The 18,849-nt window shown below is 38.9% G+C and carries 20 protein-coding genes; 13 read left to right on the top strand and 7 right to left on the bottom strand.

The window, feature by feature from the left end:
• Together DSM106972_RS45410 and DSM106972_RS45415 are read right to left on the bottom strand one after the other, a co-directional pair.
• Positions 1–548, bottom strand: a 548-nt coding sequence (locus DSM106972_RS45410; RefSeq protein ID WP_201800876.1) for a nuclease A inhibitor family protein, incomplete at its 3' end; no start/stop codon positions are given.
• 119 nt (positions 549–667) lie between these two features.
• On the bottom strand, positions 668–2,047 hold the full coding sequence (locus DSM106972_RS45415) for an L-lactate MFS transporter (RefSeq protein ID WP_127086881.1): 1,380 nt from the start codon (positions 2,045–2,047) through the stop codon (positions 668–670).
• Positions 2,048–2,347: 300 nt separating this feature from the next.
• On the opposite strand from DSM106972_RS45415, the gene DSM106972_RS45420 reads away from it, so the two are divergent.
• The 6 genes from DSM106972_RS45420 (at position 2,348) to DSM106972_RS45440 (ending at position 8,168) form a co-directional block, all read left to right on the top strand.
• Positions 2,348–4,285 carry an AMP-binding protein gene (locus tag DSM106972_RS45420; protein ID WP_127086882.1) on the top strand — a complete coding sequence of 646 codons (1,938 nt, stop codon included), beginning with the start codon at positions 2,348–2,350 and terminating at the stop codon, positions 4,283–4,285.
• Positions 4,286–4,470: 185 nt separating this feature from the next.
• Complete coding sequence (locus DSM106972_RS45425) at positions 4,471–5,508, top strand: serine hydrolase domain-containing protein (protein WP_127086883.1); 1,038 nt, start codon at positions 4,471–4,473, stop codon at positions 5,506–5,508.
• Positions 5,509–5,600: 92 nt separating this feature from the next.
• Positions 5,601–6,269 carry a hypothetical protein gene (locus tag DSM106972_RS45430; protein WP_127086884.1) on the top strand — a complete coding sequence of 223 codons (669 nt, stop codon included), beginning with the start codon at positions 5,601–5,603 and terminating at the stop codon, positions 6,267–6,269.
• Positions 6,270–6,411: 142 nt separating this feature from the next.
• Positions 6,412–6,651, top strand: coding sequence for a hypothetical protein (locus tag DSM106972_RS54445; protein WP_233787970.1), 240 nt, complete (start codon positions 6,412–6,414; stop codon positions 6,649–6,651).
• Between the two features lie 5 nt (positions 6,652–6,656).
• Entirely contained in the window at positions 6,657–6,950 is a 294-nt protein-coding gene (locus tag DSM106972_RS45435) for a hypothetical protein (protein WP_233787971.1), read from the top strand.
• A gap of 186 nt (positions 6,951–7,136) precedes the next feature.
• Complete coding sequence (locus tag DSM106972_RS45440) at positions 7,137–8,168, top strand: L-histidine N(alpha)-methyltransferase (RefSeq protein WP_127086886.1); 1,032 nt, start codon at positions 7,137–7,139, stop codon at positions 8,166–8,168.
• A gap of 86 nt (positions 8,169–8,254) precedes the next feature.
• Here DSM106972_RS45440 and DSM106972_RS45445 read toward each other — a convergent pair whose 3' ends face one another.
• From DSM106972_RS45445 to DSM106972_RS45455, 3 genes are all read right to left on the bottom strand, one after another.
• On the bottom strand, positions 8,255–8,737 hold the full coding sequence (locus tag DSM106972_RS45445; protein WP_127086887.1) for a hypothetical protein: 483 nt from the start codon (positions 8,735–8,737) through the stop codon (positions 8,255–8,257).
• A 227-nt stretch (positions 8,738–8,964) separates the two neighbouring features.
• The gene (locus tag DSM106972_RS45450; RefSeq protein ID WP_127086888.1) at positions 8,965–9,621 is read right to left on the bottom strand and encodes a DUF1295 domain-containing protein; all 657 of its coding nucleotides are present in this window, start codon (positions 9,619–9,621) and stop codon (positions 8,965–8,967) included.
• Positions 9,622–9,669: 48 nt separating this feature from the next.
• On the bottom strand, positions 9,670–10,425 hold the full coding sequence (locus tag DSM106972_RS45455; RefSeq protein WP_127086889.1) for an SDR family oxidoreductase: 756 nt from the start codon (positions 10,423–10,425) through the stop codon (positions 9,670–9,672).
• Between the two features lie 819 nt (positions 10,426–11,244).
• Here DSM106972_RS45455 and DSM106972_RS45460 point away from each other — a divergent pair.
• Together DSM106972_RS45460 and DSM106972_RS45465 are read left to right on the top strand one after the other, a co-directional pair.
• Positions 11,245–12,177, top strand: a complete 933-nt coding sequence (locus DSM106972_RS45460) for a glycosyltransferase (RefSeq protein WP_127086890.1) — start codon at positions 11,245–11,247, stop codon at positions 12,175–12,177.
• Between the two features lie 139 nt (positions 12,178–12,316).
• The gene (locus tag DSM106972_RS45465; RefSeq protein WP_127086891.1) at positions 12,317–12,559 is read left to right on the top strand and encodes a hypothetical protein; all 243 of its coding nucleotides are present in this window, start codon (positions 12,317–12,319) and stop codon (positions 12,557–12,559) included.
• A 474-nt stretch (positions 12,560–13,033) separates the two neighbouring features.
• On the opposite strand, the gene DSM106972_RS45470 is transcribed toward DSM106972_RS45465, so the two are convergent.
• Positions 13,034–13,843: a DUF8623 domain-containing protein gene (locus DSM106972_RS45470; protein WP_127086892.1), complete on the bottom strand. Its 810-nt coding sequence runs from the start codon at positions 13,841–13,843 to the stop codon at positions 13,034–13,036.
• A gap of 86 nt (positions 13,844–13,929) precedes the next feature.
• On the opposite strand from DSM106972_RS45470, the gene murG reads away from it, so the two are divergent.
• The 5 genes from murG (at position 13,930) to DSM106972_RS45495 (ending at position 17,770) form a co-directional block, all read left to right on the top strand.
• Positions 13,930–15,003, top strand: a complete 1,074-nt coding sequence (gene murG / locus DSM106972_RS45475) for an undecaprenyldiphospho-muramoylpentapeptide beta-N-acetylglucosaminyltransferase (protein WP_127086893.1) — start codon at positions 13,930–13,932, stop codon at positions 15,001–15,003.
• A gap of 94 nt (positions 15,004–15,097) precedes the next feature.
• Entirely contained in the window at positions 15,098–15,391 is a 294-nt protein-coding gene (locus DSM106972_RS45480; protein WP_127086894.1) for a hypothetical protein, read from the top strand.
• Positions 15,392–15,430: 39 nt separating this feature from the next.
• A complete protein-coding gene (locus tag DSM106972_RS45485) occupies positions 15,431–15,655 on the top strand; it encodes a DUF6737 family protein (RefSeq protein ID WP_127086895.1) in 225 nt (74 codons plus the stop codon).
• Positions 15,656–15,856: 201 nt separating this feature from the next.
• Positions 15,857–16,909: a 4-hydroxyphenylpyruvate dioxygenase gene (gene hppD / locus DSM106972_RS45490; protein ID WP_127086896.1), complete on the top strand. Its 1,053-nt coding sequence runs from the start codon at positions 15,857–15,859 to the stop codon at positions 16,907–16,909.
• Positions 16,910–17,083: 174 nt separating this feature from the next.
• Positions 17,084–17,770, top strand: coding sequence for an HAD family hydrolase (locus DSM106972_RS45495; RefSeq protein WP_127086897.1), 687 nt, complete (start codon positions 17,084–17,086; stop codon positions 17,768–17,770).
• 87 nt (positions 17,771–17,857) lie between these two features.
• On the opposite strand, the gene DSM106972_RS45500 is transcribed toward DSM106972_RS45495, so the two are convergent.
• On the bottom strand, positions 17,858–18,484 hold the full coding sequence (locus DSM106972_RS45500) for a CPP1-like family protein (protein WP_127086898.1): 627 nt from the start codon (positions 18,482–18,484) through the stop codon (positions 17,858–17,860).
• Between the last annotated feature and the right edge of the window lie 365 nt (positions 18,485–18,849).

Consider the following 18,849-nt stretch of genomic DNA (forward strand, 5'->3'; position numbering starts at 1 on the left):
GTATCAATCATCATTCCTGGTATAATGTATTTACGATTAGAAAGTACTTTTACTGTCCAAAATAATCTTTCAGGACAAGCTGTATCTCCAAAATTATAAGGCAGTTTATCAATTATAGTTTTGATTTCTCTCACTAATACTGAAGTTGTTTGATTCGCTTGAATTTGCTCCGGATAAATTAACACAGTATCTAAATCTTTTCTAGTTGAATAAACCCGCTCTGGTGCTAGCCCAATCAATTCACCACTTGAGGTATAACCAAACATAATAGGTATATCAAAGTAATGATAGACGTGCAAGATAGCAAAAATACCCTCTAGTCTTTTGATTAAATTAATGTACCTTTTAAATATTAAATCTGATGAATATTCCCGAACATTATTTAAAAAATCGCGACAATTAGATATTTTGATAGCTTTTACATCAAATAAAAATTTCTCTAAAGTAAATTCCCCTTTCTCCTTGAGAAGCCAGCAAAAAGTTTTATATGGCGCATCTCCGGTTAAAGGATAAATTAGACCGTTTGTTAATGTTTCTAACTCAGTCAAAATTTTTTGGGTCTGGGATTCCATTACACTGATAATATAGCAGCGTCTTATACAATTATTTTAGTCCATTTTAATAGACTTCTACTATTAGCCTATGGTTTAAACCATAGGCGTTTAATTTATTTTGAAGCCTTAGCACTCTTCAGCCAAAACTCCACAAAAGAAAGCAACGCAGGACTAATAGGACTTATCACCCAATTAAACAAAAAGTCAGCAATAGCAGTCTTACGCGGACGGTTAAGGAAAAAGGTTGACATTACAATTCCCACACAAGCTAAAGTTGCCGTCACAAAGAAAAACGGTGCAAAACTCCCGGTAATTCCTCGTATGGCGCCAATAGTAAAAATTCCACCTAAACCTCCAAAACCAAACGCGGTAAACATTAAACCATAGTTACTAGGGTAATTACTTAAGCCAAAAAAGCTCAATGTTGCAGCAGGCGCCACTGCTAACCATGCTCCTAAACAAAACCAAAATACACAGTACGCTATTAAAAAATTCGTAACTTGCCCTTGTGATGTATTCCACATCACTATCGAGGCAGACAAAATCAGAACATTGATAACGATAATAGTTAATTTGGGTTTGAAACGGTCGTTTAACCAACCAAACAAAGGACGACCAATACCATTAAATACTGCAAATAATGGAATTGCAAATGCTAATTGTTCCTGTTGTAGTCCAACTATTTCTTTTCCAACTTGTGCAGTTGTAGCAATTGCTGTTAGTCCAACAAATGTACCAACTATATAACAAACCCACAGTCCGTAAAAAGTCTGGGTTTGCACCATTGGTGTATCTATGCTATCGGTAACTTCTGTATTTGATACCGTTGGGCGCCAATTTGCAGGTTGCCAGCGTAGCGGAGGCATCTTTAACACACTCGCAATCGCTAAAATTATGATGGTGAAAGCAATACCTAAAATTACAAAAGTACCGCGTACACCAAAACCAGGAAGACCAATTGCACTGTTACCATTCATTAACATAATTGCTAACGGCGCCGTTATCAACGGTGATAACCCAAAACCAACAACGGTCATCCCCACCGCTAAACCCTTACGGTCAGGAAACCAACGTGCAGCTACTGCAAGTGGCACACCGTAAGCAATACCAACACCAATTCCTGCTATTAAACCATAACTAAGGATCAAAAATGGTAAGTTGGGAGCAATACTTGAGAGTAAATACCCTATTCCAACAATAATTCCACCAATACTGGTGAGTATACGCGGACTAAACCTGTATATGTATAACCCAGAAATTGGCATGATAAGGGTAAAAACCACACCCAGCACCATGAAGGGTAGTAATATTGTTCCGGGTTTGGCTTGTAGTGCTGTTTCAAATGGACTACTAAAGATACTCCAAGAATAAACTGTTCCTAAACATAGCAGCACCGTTAACCCTAAAGGAATAAATAACCATCTTCCAACTTCGGGTCGCAGTCCAAAAAGTTTCTCTTCACGTGGAAAATCAAAGAATTTAGTACTGTCCATATTTAAACTATTTAATTGGTTTCTTCTCTGCGCTCTCTGTGTCTCTGTGGTAAAAAAAAGTATTTCACCACAGAGACGCAGAGACACAGAGGTAAGAGTTAAAGGAGAGAGACTTTTAGATTTTATTTAAACATGGAGAGAGAATCTTTATATAACTATTTGTTTATAGTTACCATAGTATTTATCAGGGGCAGGTTATCAAACTGTCCTGTAGCTTCGTTAATTTTTTAGCTTGACCTGCATAAATAGTAGTTAGTAGAACCTATATTGTAGATACACAAACTCCCTAACTTATATATTATGGCTATAGATAATTATTCTTTTTCTCAAACCGAACAATATCAAATGACTGGTTTGGTTAGCTATGCTGAGTTACAGTCCTTACCTGCGATGTGGCATATTGCTGCAAAACAGTTTAAAGATGTTATTGCATTAATAGACCCTCATGCCAAACCTCAAGTTACTCTCACTTACGAGCAACTGTACTATCAAATTCAACAGTTTGCAACTGGAATTCAGGTATTAGGGATTACTCAAGATACAGAAGATTCTGTATTACCACGAATTGCATTGTTTGCCGATAATAGCGCACGTTGGATGGTTGCCGACCAAGGTATTATGATGGCAGGCGCCGCAAATGCGGTAAGGTCAAGTGCAGCAGATAAAGAAGAGTTGCTCTATATATTGGAACATAGCGGTAGTGTTGGCTTAGTTGTCGAAAATATTAAAACTCTCAAAAAGCTTGAGCCAGAAGTATATAGTGCAAATTTACAGTGGATAGTTCTGCTGTCTGATGAGGAAGTACAAATAAATCCAAGTGTAAAAATAATTAATTATAATCAACTCATGCAGTTGGCATCGAGTAGCACTCTTAAAGATGTAAAGCTTGATAGAGACCAATTAGCAACCTTAATTTACACTTCCGGGACAACTGGCAAACCCAAGGGTGTAATGTTAACGCACGGTAATATCATACATCAACTTAATACCCTCACATCAATTATTCAACCTGCAGTTGGTGATAAAACATTAAGCATATTGCCGACATGGCATAGCTTTGGACGTGTAGGAGAATATTACACACTTTCCCAAGGTTGTACTCAAGTTTATACTAACCGTCGTTATTTAAAGCAAGATTTACAAGAATATAAACCGCAATACGTTGTCGGTGTACCGCGTTTATGGGAATCTATATACGAAGGAATTCAAAAATCCTTCCGCGATAAATCACCTAGAATGCAAAAACTGATTAATAACTTTTTGGCAGTTAGCGGTAGATTTATTAAAGCAGTACGAACTTGGAAAGGTTTAGACTTACAAAACTTAAATCCAACGCGCGCGCAAATTATGAACGCTTGGACAACTACTATTTTACTGGCGCCGTTGCATTTCTTGGGTGAAATGATAGTTTACAAGAAAATTCAGCAAGCAACAGGTGGCAATGTTAAACAGCTTATTTGCGGTGGTGGTTCATTAGCACAGCACTTGGAAGAATTTTTTGAAATAGTTGGCATCAATATTTTAGTCGGTTACGGACTAACAGAAACATCCCCCGTTCTCTCCGCACGTCGTCACTACAAAAACTTACGCGGTTCTTCGGGTAAACCCATCGCTGGTACAGAATTCAAAATTGTGGACTTAGAAACTCGTCAAACTTTAGCTCCAAAGCAAAAAGGTTTGGTCATGGCCAGGGGTCCGCAAGTCATGAAAGGATATTACCTAAACCCCGAAGCTACACGCAAAGCTATCGATAACGAAGGATGGTTTGACACTGGTGACATTGGTTGGTTAACTCCAGATAACCAAATAGTCTTAACTGGTCGAGCTAAAGATACTATAGTACTAACTAACGGGGAAAATATCGAGCCTCAACCAATTGAAGACGCTTGTTTACGAAGTGACTATATCGACCAAATAATGCTTGTTGGTCAAGATGAGAAATTCTTGGGCGCCTTAATTGTACCGAATATGGAAGCATTAGAAGCTAAGTTAAATCAGCCTGTAGAAAACATTGATTTAAATAGTAAAGCTGTGCGAGACTTATTCCGGGAAGAACTTAACCGCGAAACCCGCAACCGTCCCGGTTATCGTCGCGATGATGAAATTCTTGTGTTTGATTTAATTCCAGACTCATTTACTATTGAAAATGGTTTACTAACCCAAACGCTCAAAATTCGCCGAAATGTTGTCATGGAGCGTTATCAAGACGTTATCAGGAAAATGTTTGGCAACGGATAAAACGGATGTAACGGATAGTTGGCTGGTTGTAGTATAGGCTTGTGGAACAGGCATCCCTGCCTGTTCAGAGAATGTGTTTTTTTACCACAGAGTCACAGAGAACACAGAGAGAGGAAAGATAAACCACGCTCGTCACAAAGGACACAAAGGAAGAGTTAATAAGAGATAAACCAAGGCGCCATTTAATGAATAAACCATCCGTTACATCCGTTGTATCCGCTGCCCTATGCTTTGAACCATGTATTGGTGTTAATGTGGCAATTAGCGATGAAAAATATGGTTCATGGTCAGAAAGCGCTGGATATTCAGATTTAAACGCGCGCTTTCATATGGGCGCCAGTCGTTTCTACATATATAGTATTACCAAGACTTTTGTTGCTACTTGCTTGTTACTATTAATGCAAGATGGGTTAATAGACTTAGATGAGCCTGTTACAAAATGGCTTAGAGAATTACCATTTCCAGAAACAGTAACTTTACGGCGCCTGCTTAATCATAGAAGTGGAGTGCCTAATTATACTAGTTTATATAGTTATTTACCTGCCGTAAGAAAAAATCCTTCAACACCTTGGACACATCAGCAAGTTATCGAGTTAACATGCCAAGGAAAACTTGATTTTGAACCTGGAGAAAAATTTCGTTACTCGAATACTGGGTACATGTTACTGTATGAAGTTATTGAAGCGGTGACAGGTAAAACTTTTGCCGAAGCATTAAAAAGTCAGATTTTTGATGTATTGGATTTGAAGAATACATATGTAGCGCATGAAGTTGATACTAAAGGAGAATTGGCGCCGGGTTTTAGTCGAGAATTAAATGTAGAAAACAGAATAGAAAACGTAATTCCTCGTTATCATCCTGACTGGTGTGCAACTGGGTTAATTGTTTCCACAGCAGAAGATGTAGTGAAATTCTTTGAAAGTCTCTTTACTGCAAAATTACTTAACTCTTCGTCTTTAAAGGAAATGCTAACCCCATTGCCAACACCAACTCGTCACCCTTGGTACAAAAACCCTTGTTATGGCTTGGGAATAATGATTGACCCTGAGTCAAGATACAATATTATGTATGGTCACGGAGGTAGCGGTCCCGGTTATAATACTTGGGCTATGCATTTACCAGATTTTCATGGTCGTAAACTAACATCAGCTATTTTTTGTAACGCTTCAATGTTAGACCATCCATATGGAATGGTTGATGATATACTGCGATTAATTTTGTAGTGCGCGACTTGTTCCTTTGCGCTGTTTGTGGTTTATTCTTAAATATTTTAATATATAGCTGTTCCTGGTAAATAGTGTTACAGCTAAAAAAATTGTCTATACGATATACTGAACTTCATAATCATTACAACGGCGTACTGACACCTGAAGAGCTTATGCGTGTTGGTAACTACGGAGAAAATTATGGGCAAGCTCTGAGGAATCTTTGGAACTACTTCAAGAACAAATCCCGTGAAGGATTCGTATTGAGAAATATTTTGAAACAGGAGGGAATAATCACTGACGACGGCAGCAACGAATTTCCGGAACAGCTTGACTCGGAAACAGCACAAAACATTGTTAGCAACCTTCTTTCTGCCCTTGGCAATACTCCTTACAACCTTGCTTATCAATTCCGCAACCAAATGCTTCGAGCCAACCAGGGAGTTAGCCAAAAACAAGTACTCTGGGCAGTCGTAGAAAATCTAAAGCGTCAGGATATAAGATACGTAGAATTACAAGGAAGCTTACCTGCAAACGTGTCCTTTAGAGATTTTAGAGAGATGCTTGAAGGCGAAACTTTCATTGATATTCGCTTTTTGCAATTACTTAGTACCAAGAGATTAGTAAAAAAGCCGACAGACCTAAATAAACTACTCACAAAAAATGATTTAAAAGCACTTAATGCAGTAGGAAGCAGATGGACTGTTGGCTTGGACATTGCTGGACCAGAAGAAAGCGAATTTACCCAAGAAGGAATGAAGCGTTTCCAAGCTATATGAGTTTCTTAAACAGAAAGCACAGCAGAAGAATGCAACCTTTGTAATTAGAGTTCATGTTGGAGAGGGATATTTTAGACAAGACAAAACCCCAGAGGAATACAGTGAGCAAAGCAGAATTGCTAAAAGAAATGTACAAACTATTGTGGAGACATTAAAGAAACTGGAGATATCAGCCAAAGTAATTATCCGCTTAGGGCATGTTACTCATGCTGAACCCATTCAACTAGAGGAAATTCAAAAACTCGGACTTATAGTTGAAGCAAACTTAACAAGTAATTTGGTAACTGGTTCCATTACTGAAGTTTTATGCGTACTGTGGTTGTTGATGCAGAAAACATCTGTGTTTCAGATGATCCTGATAACTTGCTATCTGATTTGTTAATACTTATGAAGTCTGACTACTACGCTAATCAGGCTGAAGACCTTTTTGCTCCCGATGGGGAGGGAATTGATGACATTATATATCTCGACATCAACATTTATGCTTATCGAGCTAGCCAAAAAGAAGACCTTCCTGAATGTATGTACTCTTCAGAAATAGATGTTATTAATAATGAAGTTTGGGTTATTTCTGCAGTAGGCTTATGCTACGAAGCCAACCCTATTGTAATGTTGGGTGAGGAACTCCGGTACTTGCTTGAAGAATTTAGAAAGCAGCGCTCTAAACTAGGCATTACCTAAATAACAACTCTAAAGAAATTTGGCGCAGTCACAAACCATTGAAAGCTGATACCAATTTAATATGAAGCTGCCAATAATTAAATCCCCCCCAGCCCCCCTTAATAAGGGGGGAGTAAGAGTAATAAAGTGCATCTTCATATAGAAATGGTATGATATAGTTGTTTATATCGTTAAATTTACAGAACAGTGGCTGAAAAAATTAATCGCAATTTACAAAGTCAGGATTTTAGCATAACAAACAACCGTATTGCACAGCCAAGTTCTGAGTTCTATACAGTTTTTTCCAAACAGGAAATTTTAAGTCTAATCGAAGCGCTGAAAATTCGACGTGAAATACCTTTAAAATATTCCTATAAAGGAGCAGGCGCCAATATTTGGGATAATTTCTACAGAAAGTTGATTATTCCTAACTGGTATCGCTCGAATGTAGAAATTCAACTTTTAAGAGATAACTTTCAATATCTCAATGCGAATACACAAAACAGTCGGAAAGTCAACATAATAGATGTAGGTGCCGGAAATTCATATCCTGTCAAAGAGTATATTCGTAAACTTGATAAATTAGGCAGGATAGATAGATATACAGCGTTAGATATTAGTGAAGAATTACTCGAAGTCTCAAAAAGAAACTTTACTAGATGGTTTCCATTCATCAAGTATACAAATAGCTATATTGACATAGAGAATAGCCCTATCCCTGAATACTTACTGCATCGAGATAATGTAAACATATTTTTACACTTGGGTGTTACCATTGGTAATCTTCAACATCGAGTCAAAGCACTTAAAAACTTTAGACAAAGCATGGGCAGAAATGACTTGCTAGTCTTAACTAATGAAATTGGTAATAACTCTCAATGGGATGGAGTAGCAAGAGGTGGTTGTTACTATCATGCTGAACAAATATACCAACGTATTAACAAGAATATAGGTATCCAACACCAAGACTGTCAGCTAATTAGAAAATACGATAAAAAAACAGATAGTGTAGTAGCCAATTTAAAATTTACTTCTGATTACACTATTGATTTTAGTAGCGCAGGAATAAATAAAAAGGTGGAGATTTCTAAAGATGAAGAAATAACTATTTGGCGCCATCATAAACACCAACTTCCCGAACTTATCGAAGAATTAGAACAAGCAGGACTACAACTTATTTACCACAGTACAAATAAATACCAATTACATATTATGGCAATTTGCAAGATTACGGTGTAGGTTGGGTGGAGCGACAGCACAACCCAACACAAATCCTATAATCTGCACAAAACTATAAAGAAATACTTACTGCTTTTACAAAGATTTTATTCAGTATTTTGATACCAGTAAGTCGATAGTTTCCTATAGTAAAATGGAAAACTTTCAACTCGTTGACGGAACGCATCATAATCAATTATTTCTATCTCGTCTGTTTCCGTACATATTGCAAGCAAAGCTTCTTGGCTATTACCGTGTAGAACAAATCCAATCAAAAATTCTTTATCTTCGACGCCAGCCCAAAACTCTGTAATACGTTTAAATTCAACAGGCAAGCTTAGTTTTTGAATGTCTATAGCTTTGAAAATTAACTTGTCTTCTGGCTCTATTTCGTATTCTGGGTCAATTATCGGTTCTTGTTTTGAAGAAAGTTTGAGATATAAGCTATCTTGATTGGCTTTTACTAATTGAATTATTGTATTACTATATGTTTTAAAATATAATGTATCCATTAATAAATGTGAATAAATATTGCTTACAATAAAAGTCCTACCTATTTCTTTGATTTGTACTCCTAGTAAAACACTCATTTGCTTTCTGCATACTCTATCCACTTCAAAGTTGATTTTCCTGCTGATAAAAAGGATGGTTTATATACTAAAATAGTATGATATGTCGCTTTAATGTAACGACCATTGCTATTAACTAGATTTACGTTGGGTTATGCTACCACTTCACCCAGCATAAGGTTGTTTAAGTATTAATTACGATAGCAATTACACAAGGGCAGCTTCGGATGTCTGCTCCACAAGAAATTTTACCAAATGAAGGGGATAAGGCGCGCGCTTGATTGTTGGTATTCGGTGTATTCTGGATATTTGGATGACATTGATTGTTCTTTTTGACTGATGCGTTGAAGGTATAGTGCGGTTATGGTAGCGGGTACTATGTATGCCCAAAGGGAACCTGCTACTATACTGAAGCTGAGGTAACGTAATAAGTCACCGAAGTAGTTGATGTTGCGTGACAGGCGCCAAATATTATCTCGAACTAGTCCAGCGTTATATTGTTTGGCTGTTAATTTTTGAACGTCGGCAGCAGTATTTATAAGTGTGCCAAAAATAAATAGTGGTAAGGCAATACCTACTGCCGTCATAGATAATGGAACCTGGTTAGTAAATGCTAAGTACCCAGGCAAAGCATACAAGACACCTACAAAAAGTAGTGAAAATATAAACCCAATAATTCCTACTTGTTCACTAAACATCTGGCACCGTTGTGGAAACAGCCATTGTTCAAGTAGCCACCATAAACAATAGCTGATATGCAAGCACAAATAAATTACCTGTCGCATATCATGAACACCATAGATAAAGCTAAAAGCGACTAATAAAACTATGGTAAAAACTTTTGCAACATTAATCGCCGTTAATGCTGTTATACCATTCGTTGGGGCGTTGGCTGTATCCTGCATAATGTACTATTTTTGCAAATCGTAATAAATATTAATATTGTAATGATATTATTTACGATTTACTAAAGTCGCGCTTGCTTGGTCTACGGGCATTAAGATAACTTCGTTGATGTTGACGTGCGCTGGTCGGGTCGCGCAATAGTAAATCACATCGGCTACATCATCGGGTGTTAATGGTGTGACTCCTTGGTATACTTTTGCCGCGCGTTCTGTATCACCGTGAAACCGCACTTCGCTAAATTCGGTTTCTACCATACCAGGGTCTACGGAAGTTACACGAACAGGTGTGCCAAGTAAATCTTGTTTTAATCCTTCGGAAATTGATTTAACGGCAGCTTTTGTACCGCAGTATACATTACCACTGGGATATGTTTGGTGTCCGGCAATCGAACCAATATTAATTACATGACCCCGTGCGCGCTGTACCATCCCTGGTACTATATAACGGGTCATGTACAATAAACCTTTAATATTGGTATCAATCATTTCCTCCCAGTCTTCAAAGGCGCCTTCGTGGAGTTTATCTAAACCGCGACTTAGACCAGCATTATTAATTAATATATCTATATCTGACCATTCAGCAGGAAGCGACGAAATAGCAGATTCTACTGCCGCACGGTTACGTACATCAAGTTCAATTAAATGCACATTAGACGAGTCTATACTTAGCAACTCTACTACCTGTTGTAGTTTCTCATATCGACGTGCTGCGAGAATTAATTTGGCGCCATTTTGAGCAAAAACCTTAGTACAAGCGGCGCCGATGCCACTACTTGCACCTGTAATGAAAACAATTTGATTCATAATTGATTAGTTTGAAGGGAGAAAGAAAAGCCTTTACCCTTATTAACTATTTCACAATTCGTAGGCGTTGCGTCACCATTGTTGTATTTTCAGCGCGCATAATTAGTTAGGACTTACGCTGCATAAACCTGGTTTCTAAGCAAAATCGTCATTTTTATTACATGTTATCAACGTATATTCCAGGTTTCTAGGTTTTCATCCGTAAGTCCTGTTAGTGCTGAATAGATTAGTTTTATAGGCGCCTTAAGTAAATTACTTATAGTATAAATAAATACTAATTACACATAATGGCAATTTGTAAGGTTGAAGCGTAGCTGGACGACAGATTAGCATAATCAAGCCCTGTTCGCCGCTAGATAATACTTAGATGGTCTGTATCCAAAAGATACTTCATTTAATTCTTCGCTAAGATAATCTGCCTGACGTATTTCTCACCTATAAGCTAAAGCCTCTTCCAAAGCAGGCTTATCCTTAAACAAACCCCTAAAAGAGTTTTGGACTGACAATTTTTTGGGTGTGGAACATACGAGCAATTAATGGGTTCATAATTGATTTTTTTTGCTGAAACTATTACTGGGCAAGTATTTCGTTTTTGGATTGGCGGCTGGTAAAAGCCGAGCTACTTTCTCCCCTGCGTGAACTGGGTTATAATGCGATAACTACTGACACTAACAAACGCGAGTAAGTCATGCTTTATACTTCTAAAAAGAAGATTTAGATTGCACATCTGAGTTTCTTCGCAGCGTCTACCAACGTCTAAAGATTTTGTTCTACTCCTGTTCCCCAACGTGTCTCATATGCCTAGGAGTTAACTAGAGGATGAATACTGCCCGTCTAAGCATCATTATTCCAACTTACAATCGTCCCGAGCTATTGCATAGAGCCGTTTCCAGTGCCTTAAATCAAACGATAACAGATATTGAAATTATCGTTGTAGATGACTGCTCCAATCCAGCAGTAGTACTACCAGAGCGAGAAAATCTCAGGGTTATTCGCCTAGAATCTAATCAGGGAGGGGCGATGGCTCGTAATCGAGGAGCTATCGAGTCTCGTAGTCGCTGGATTACCTATTTGGATGATGATGATGTGTTGCTGCCGGACATGGCGCAAAAGGCGCTTTCGGCAATTGATCAAATGCCTCAAAATTTACCTGCACCGATCGCCGTTCTGTTTGGGCTTAACATCGTCAACTCACAAGGGCAAGTGCTAGAAACTCACCTGCCGCCAACGCTACCGAGAGGTTCTCACTTTTGTTTAGAGGAGATTCAACCCGGTGAATCTTTCTTTTGCAAGCAGACTTTAGTGGTTGAACGGGAGGTAATGTTAGAAATGGGAGGATTTGATCCGAACTTTAATTCACGAGTCCATACGGAATTATTTCTGCGACTCAATCCGGTTTGCTCATTATGGGGAATTGCGGAAATCACCTACCATCTATCTGCCTATGAAGGCGTTCGAGTCTCTTCCAATGCACAACGCCGCCAGCGAAGCTTTGAGAAACTTCTCACCAAGCATCACGCTTTATTTATAAGCCATTCCCGCAAAAAATTTGCCGATTTTGTATTTAATCATGCCGACATGCTGCAACGAAACGGGCAGAGTTGGATGGCAGCAAAGGCTTTGGGTCGTGCTTTTTTGATCCACCCGGTCCACACAATCGCTCGGTTTGCTTCCCCTTATAAAAAGGGGTTGTTGAAGAGTTTTTCTTCCCTTAGAAATAGGGTTCCACCGTCAATTTCAAATGCTCGTTAACTTGACACAGGTTTTCCGGAAAACTCTATCCTGGTCATCTAGCGCGACCATCATTGGTGTAAGGTGGGGAGCTTTCGGTGTCGCACTGGGATACGCGATTGGGATGTGCCTCCTGAGGTACCCTGCTGTGGTTCATTGTGTGAGCAAATCTCTTGCCGATTTTTTCAGTTCTGTTTGGCGACCCGCGATCTCATCTATTTTAGCGGCAACCCTGCTTTATCTCGCTCAATTGATCATGCCGCCTATTCCCCTTTTAATCGCCAGTTTATGTTTGCATGGTTTTATTTATGCTCTCTTTTATGCCTGTGTTTGGCTGCTTTTACCAGGTGGCTATGCCGAAGCCAAGGATGTTCTGAGGATATTGGCAAGGCGTAAACTATAATAGTACTTTTGCACAAAAAAAAGATGCCATTCCCGCAATAGTTTGATATTTTCACCTGATATTATGTCCTGTAGCATGACCATAATAAAATCTTTGTAGAAACCGAATTAAATGCTGTCTCTACATTATGGTAATTGTGGGTAATCAACCTGACACAGTGTTATACGTAATCTGCTTGCAATCTACTGTATAAGAAAGTACCAAATAAACATAAATATCCAATTTTTATTGTAGGATGGGCACCGAAGCCCATCCTACAAGCTTAAAGGATTTATTTTTTGGAGTTCCATGAACCACCCCACCGCATGGCGGATGGGGTTTCTAATTTACTGACCCGGTTCATTAAATTATGGCGCTCTTTAAAACATCACCTCACTTTGAAATCCATCGCTTGGTTGGCGGCAAGAGAAGTGCATATAAAAAATCCCAGTTTTTTCAAAAAACCGCTTCTGAAATAAGTCGGGTATCTGGACATCATTTCACAATTCGCAAGCGTTGGGTTATCATTGTTGTGCCTTCACCACGCATAATTACTGCTGATATCCATCGACTACCAGGAGTTGCAGGCGCCGTTCCTACTTTAAATAACCCACCAGAACCAAGTAACTCAAGATTTACAGGAGTGGGTTTAAGCAGCGTTTCAGCTTTAACCGGTTCTTCTAATGCGGCGCCGAGAAGATAATCTTCACCAAGAGGTTCAGAGACAATAGCATCAAAGCTGAATTGCTGCCCGACTTTGACTTGTTGAGGTAATCTAAAATCAATTTGTGGGGGTTTTGCTCCTGATGTAAGCTGGGTGCGTTCGGATATTATATTCTGTTGTATTATTTGCTGCCCATTAATGCGCTGCTCAGAACGAATTGTGGCGTTAAGTACCATATTCTGACTGTTTGCACTTGGTAATCCAGAAATTTGTGTAACTGTTTCGGCAATAACTGTGTTACCTTGTCTTCTCCACGATTGTAACTGCGTTGTGTAACGTAATCTTGGATAACGTTGCCACAGCGACACTAAAGCCTTTTCCATGCTTTGGCGATTTAAGCCATCGCTATGGGTGAAGTTAGGGCTGTAATATTGCATTACTGCTTTGGTGTTACCCTGACTTGCGGCAGAATCGATTTGTGTTAACAAATTTGTAAGTTCGGCAGGAGCATTTTGTGCCGTACTAGCTTGGACAGACTGCCAACTAGTGAATAAACTCATTACAAGCAGAAAAAAAGTTAACTTGTGGTTGACTTTGGTACGATACGAGCGTAAAGGTAATAACTTAATCAAGTTAGGCATTGCTGATACGTAAGATATTTACGAAAGAAAACTGCGAATTTGTTTTATCTTAATTAAACTAGGGAGTCACACGGGTAAAAGTTTAGATGGTAGACACACCAACACGATTATTGATTGCTGCGAGTGGCACTGGGGGGCATTTGTTCCCCGCAATTGCACTCTGCGAGAAATTGCCAGAGTATCAAATTGAATGGCTGGGTGTTCCCAATCGTCTGGAAACTCAGCTAGTTCCCAAACAGTATAAGCTTAATACCATATCTGTCGAAGGATTTCAAAAAGGTTTTGGAATTTCTTCGCTCTTTACGCTTTGGAAACTTATCGGTTCCATTTTAGAAGTTCGCAAACTCCTCAAGCAAGGTAACTTCCAAGGAGTTTTTACCACAGGGGGTTATATCGCTGGACCATCGGTTATTGCCGCACGTTCGCTGGGTCTACCCGTAATTCTCCACGAAGCAAATGCCCTACCCGGCAAAGTCACCCGCTTTTTTGGCCCTTGGTGCGATGCTGTCGCTGTGGGTTTTAACGTGGCTGCAAAATATTTACCCAAAGCTAAAACTATTTACACCAGTACTCCTGTGAGGTCACAATTTTTAGATGAAGGAATTGCCGCGACTTTAGATTTACCAATTCCTGCCGAGGCGCCTTTAATAGTGGTATTCGGTGGTAGTCAAGGCGCCGTAGCTGTGAATAAATTAGTTCGACAATGCGCTCCAGCTTGGTTTGAAGCAGGCGCCTACATTGTTCATCTTACAGGAGAAAGTGACCCCGACGCTAATAGCTTACAACATCCGCAGTATATATGTTTGCCATTTTACGACAATATGGCAGCATTATTACGTAGAGCTAACTTAGCGATAAGCCGCTCAGGCGCCGGAAGTTTAACCGAATTAGCAGTATGTGGCACCCCGTCAATATTAATACCTTACCCCTTTGCAGCAGAAGACCACCAAACATATAATGCCAACGTGTTTACAGCAGTGAACGCAGCATTATTATTTAAACAATCAGATTTAACAGCAGAAACTTTGCTTCAGGAAGTATTACGCTTATTAAAATCTCCAGACGAACTGCGACAAATGGGAGAAAACTCTAAAGTTGTAGTCCTACCAGATAGCGCCGAAAAATTAGCACAGCTAGTACGTGAAGTAATAGAAAAATAACTAAATTAATATCTTGTGGGATGGGCATCCTTGCCCGTCCCATCATAAAGCCCCAAGGGTACTGCGTTTTAGACGAAGCCAGAGCGTAGGGAAATTGAGAGAAATTGCGTTAGCGCTTAACTGTAAAACCAATGTACTGAAACAATGGCTTGATAATTACAAAGGTACTACGACTCGCCAAAATGCAGCATTGAAGGATTGTGAAGCACTAATAGATGCAGAATTTACGAGAGCTAATTTGTATGATATTGATAAAAACCTATTCAAAATTGGGAATCTCGATGAAGAGTACACCTTGTTGCGAGTGAAAGAAGGAGAGGAAAGTTTTAATAGTTTAGACGAATTCTTTGATTATGTAGATAAAACTTCTATGAAATGTTATGATTAGATAATAAAAGATAATATTTTATTAATAATTAGTTAAAAAATGTCAGAACAACAACCTGTTAATGTATGGGATTATAAACCTTGGTGGTGTCAACCTTGGTCTATTTTACTAACTGGTACAACAATAATCGGCGCCAGTTGGGTTATATTCAAAATTATTTGGTTAACCATCCTCGTTGCCGTACCGATATTGACATGGATGGGATTTTTCTTATTAGTATACCCTAAATTAGTCGCCAATAGCGGGATGTTAGATGAGCAATAAATCAATTAGATACCCGTTTTTTTGCAAAAATCTGGTATCTCTACTTTTGGAACTTAAATTAAAATTTGTTATTTGTAAAGCTTCTTAATTTTAAATTATTAAACATTAATTGCTAACTATTACTTAAGAAAGAGCAGAAAATTCAAGAAAAAGTGCAATATTTACAAACAATGGAACTGTGAGGCTGGATTTTCAGCAATTATGAAAATTGAACACGTTCACTTTTACGTGGAAGATGCCAAAGCTTGGCGTGACTGGTTTGTAAGTACTTTAGGTTTTGAAGCGGTAGACGACTACATGCTTCCTCCTTATCCTCTTGACTACGAGAATGATAATCATACTTGTACTCAAGTAGTCAAAAGCGGTTCTATCTGCTTCGTACTATCTTCACCGTTATTACCCAACAGTCCAGTCGCTGAGTTTCTACGTCACCACCCACCTGGTGTAGCTGATGTGGCATTTACTGTAGAAGATATTCAAGATATACAAGAGCGCGCTTATAATTACGGCGCCAAAATTTTGCAACCAATTAGCGAATATTATTGGAATGGTATTTATACTCAATTTACCAAAATTAAGGCTTGGGGTTCCTTATCGCATACCTTAATCGAAACACACCTAAGAACCGCGAACCACGAACCACGAACCCTGGTCAACATCGACCATATTGTATTAAATGTACCAACAGGGGAATTAGACAACGCTGTAACTTGGTACGAAAAAATACTTGATTTTCAACCACAGCAAAGTTTTAACATCCAAACTGAAAATTCAGGGTTACACAGTCGGGTAATGATATCGCGTTGTGGTGGTGTACAGCTACCAATTAACCAACCTGCAACAGGTAACTCGCAAATTCAAGAGTTTCTGGACTTCAACCAAGGTGCAGGAATTCAACATATTGCTTTATCGTCGTCTAACCTACTGGAAACGATTTCTCTGTTTCGTTCTCGTAACTTGCCCTTTTTAGTAGTTCCCCCAACTTATTATTCCAAGCTTGTAACTAGACCCGGTTTTCCACTTTCTCCATCCGAAATTGACTCCCTAACTCAACAAGAAATTTTAGTTGACTTTAGAGAAGATAATCCAGGCGCCTTATTGTTACAAATCTTTACTCAACCCATTTTCGGGCAACCGACATTTTTCTTTGAATTCATCGAACGTCGTAACCTTGCTAAAGGATTTGGGGAAGGCAATTTTCGTGCGCTATTTGAAGCTATCGAGCGCGAACAACTAAAACGCGCTTTGGAGTAACCATTTAAATGTCAAATTCCCGATTTGTTCACTAAATCGGGAACCTAAAAAACTTTATATTAGATTTTCCAATATTTTATATAAGTTATTCAAAACTTTATACTGTCACAAGTCGCTCTTAACTAGGGTAGTGTGATAACGAAATATTAAGATTATTAAATTAATAATAAAAATATGTTAAGAATATTTACAGATTTTGACGGTCCAATAGTTGACGTATCAGAACGGTATTATCGGGTATATGAGCTTTGTTTAGAAAAAACTCGGCATCCCGAACAAGAGGTGCGGTTGCTACCGAAACAGGAATTTTGGCTTTTAAAGCGTGACCGAGTTCCTGAAAAACAAATTGGTATTATTTCAGGATTAAGTGAAGACCAAGCAACTGCGTTCGCTTCTCTACGTAAAAACACAGTGCATACCCAGCCTTATTTTGAACATGATATGTTGGCGCCTGATGCGGTTGAAGCACTAACAAAAATAAAACAGTTGAATATAGACCTAGCAGTGATGACAATGCGACGTGTAAGTGAACTAGATTTCGCGTTTAAACAGCATAACTTGGGGAGGTTTTTCCCAGAAAATCGGTGTTACTGTCTCAGTAATGACTACGTTAAAACCCGTGATGTTGATGATAAGCCTTTACTAATGGAGCGCGCGCTAACAGAGTTACCGAAAGCTACAAATACGTGGATGATAGGAGACACAGAAGCGGATATTGCTGCTGCAAAAAAACATAGCATTAAAGTTATAGCTGTAGAATGCGGTATTCGCAGTCGCAAGCAATTAGAAAGTTTTCAGCCAGATTTAATTGTTAAAAACTTGAGCGCTGCCGTCAAAATTGCTTTGAATAGTGCTGAGTAGAAAGTGCTGAGTAAAGTTAGGAGTTAGGAGTTAGGAGTAAAAACTCAGCACTCAGCACTCAGCACTCAACACTCAGCACTCAGCACTTTAGCGGAGAAAGCTACTAATAAGCCACAGTAGGACAAAAGTGAATACTGTGGAAAATTGATCTACGCTTATGCCAACCGTAACAATTTGTGATATTAAGGCAGCAGCTACTAGCCCTCCACCAATTAAACCAATCATCAACCCTGCAAAAGTCCATAGCACAGCTCTGCCGAGTCGATTTTCTTTGCGGTTTAAAAAGTAAACGCTAATACCAACACCCAATATCAGCGAAAGTTGTAGAACTTGGTCGCCTGTTGTTTTATAGAAGATAGAAATTGCACTCAAACCCAAATACCACACCAAAGGTAAAACTACGTCACCCGGAGTTGGCTTATCGAGCATTCTATTCAACCACGTTGGAGACTGGTCGCGTTTTGATAAACTTTCTTGCGGCGGCGCGCTTATAATACGCTCAGGAAATCGAATACGTTCAGGCACCTTAATTTTTCCTTCTTGGCGCATCCGCAAGCGGTCCATTAAAACAGCATCATAGGCAGCTTCGACTAACTCAACACGTTTGTTGTCGCCTTTACACTGTTCTAAAAGCCGACTACGCGCATTTTGTATGTCCTCGAAGGTTGCATCTTCTGATACCCCAAGTTTTTCGTAGGGATTTTGGTCGCTCATGGGAGTTAATTATTTTAGCCTCAGTACTAGGCGTGCTTAATGTAAAAAACAAACGAATTCAAGCTTGCCTTACGGTTTTTATCTGCCGAAACCAAGTTTTGCGCTTATGAACAAGTTTAAACAAGGTTCCACTCATAATATATATATATTCTAACTGGATATTAGCACGAGTTTTTTAATAAAAGTCTGGTAATTTTAACTATGGTTACTTTAACATATTGCAATAACTCAGTGTATCCCCTCATGCCGCTACTGGGTAGTAAGCTCTACTCTAGAATTTAAGTTAAGAATACCATTACTGTAGCGTCTACAACATGTTACATCTTTTTTTTCCGACTTGGTTACTCACCGTGCCGTAAACTTTG

Source organism: Dulcicalothrix desertica PCC 7102, assembly GCF_003991905.1.
Classification (GTDB): domain Bacteria; phylum Cyanobacteriota; class Cyanobacteriia; order Cyanobacteriales; family Nostocaceae; genus Dulcicalothrix; species Dulcicalothrix desertica.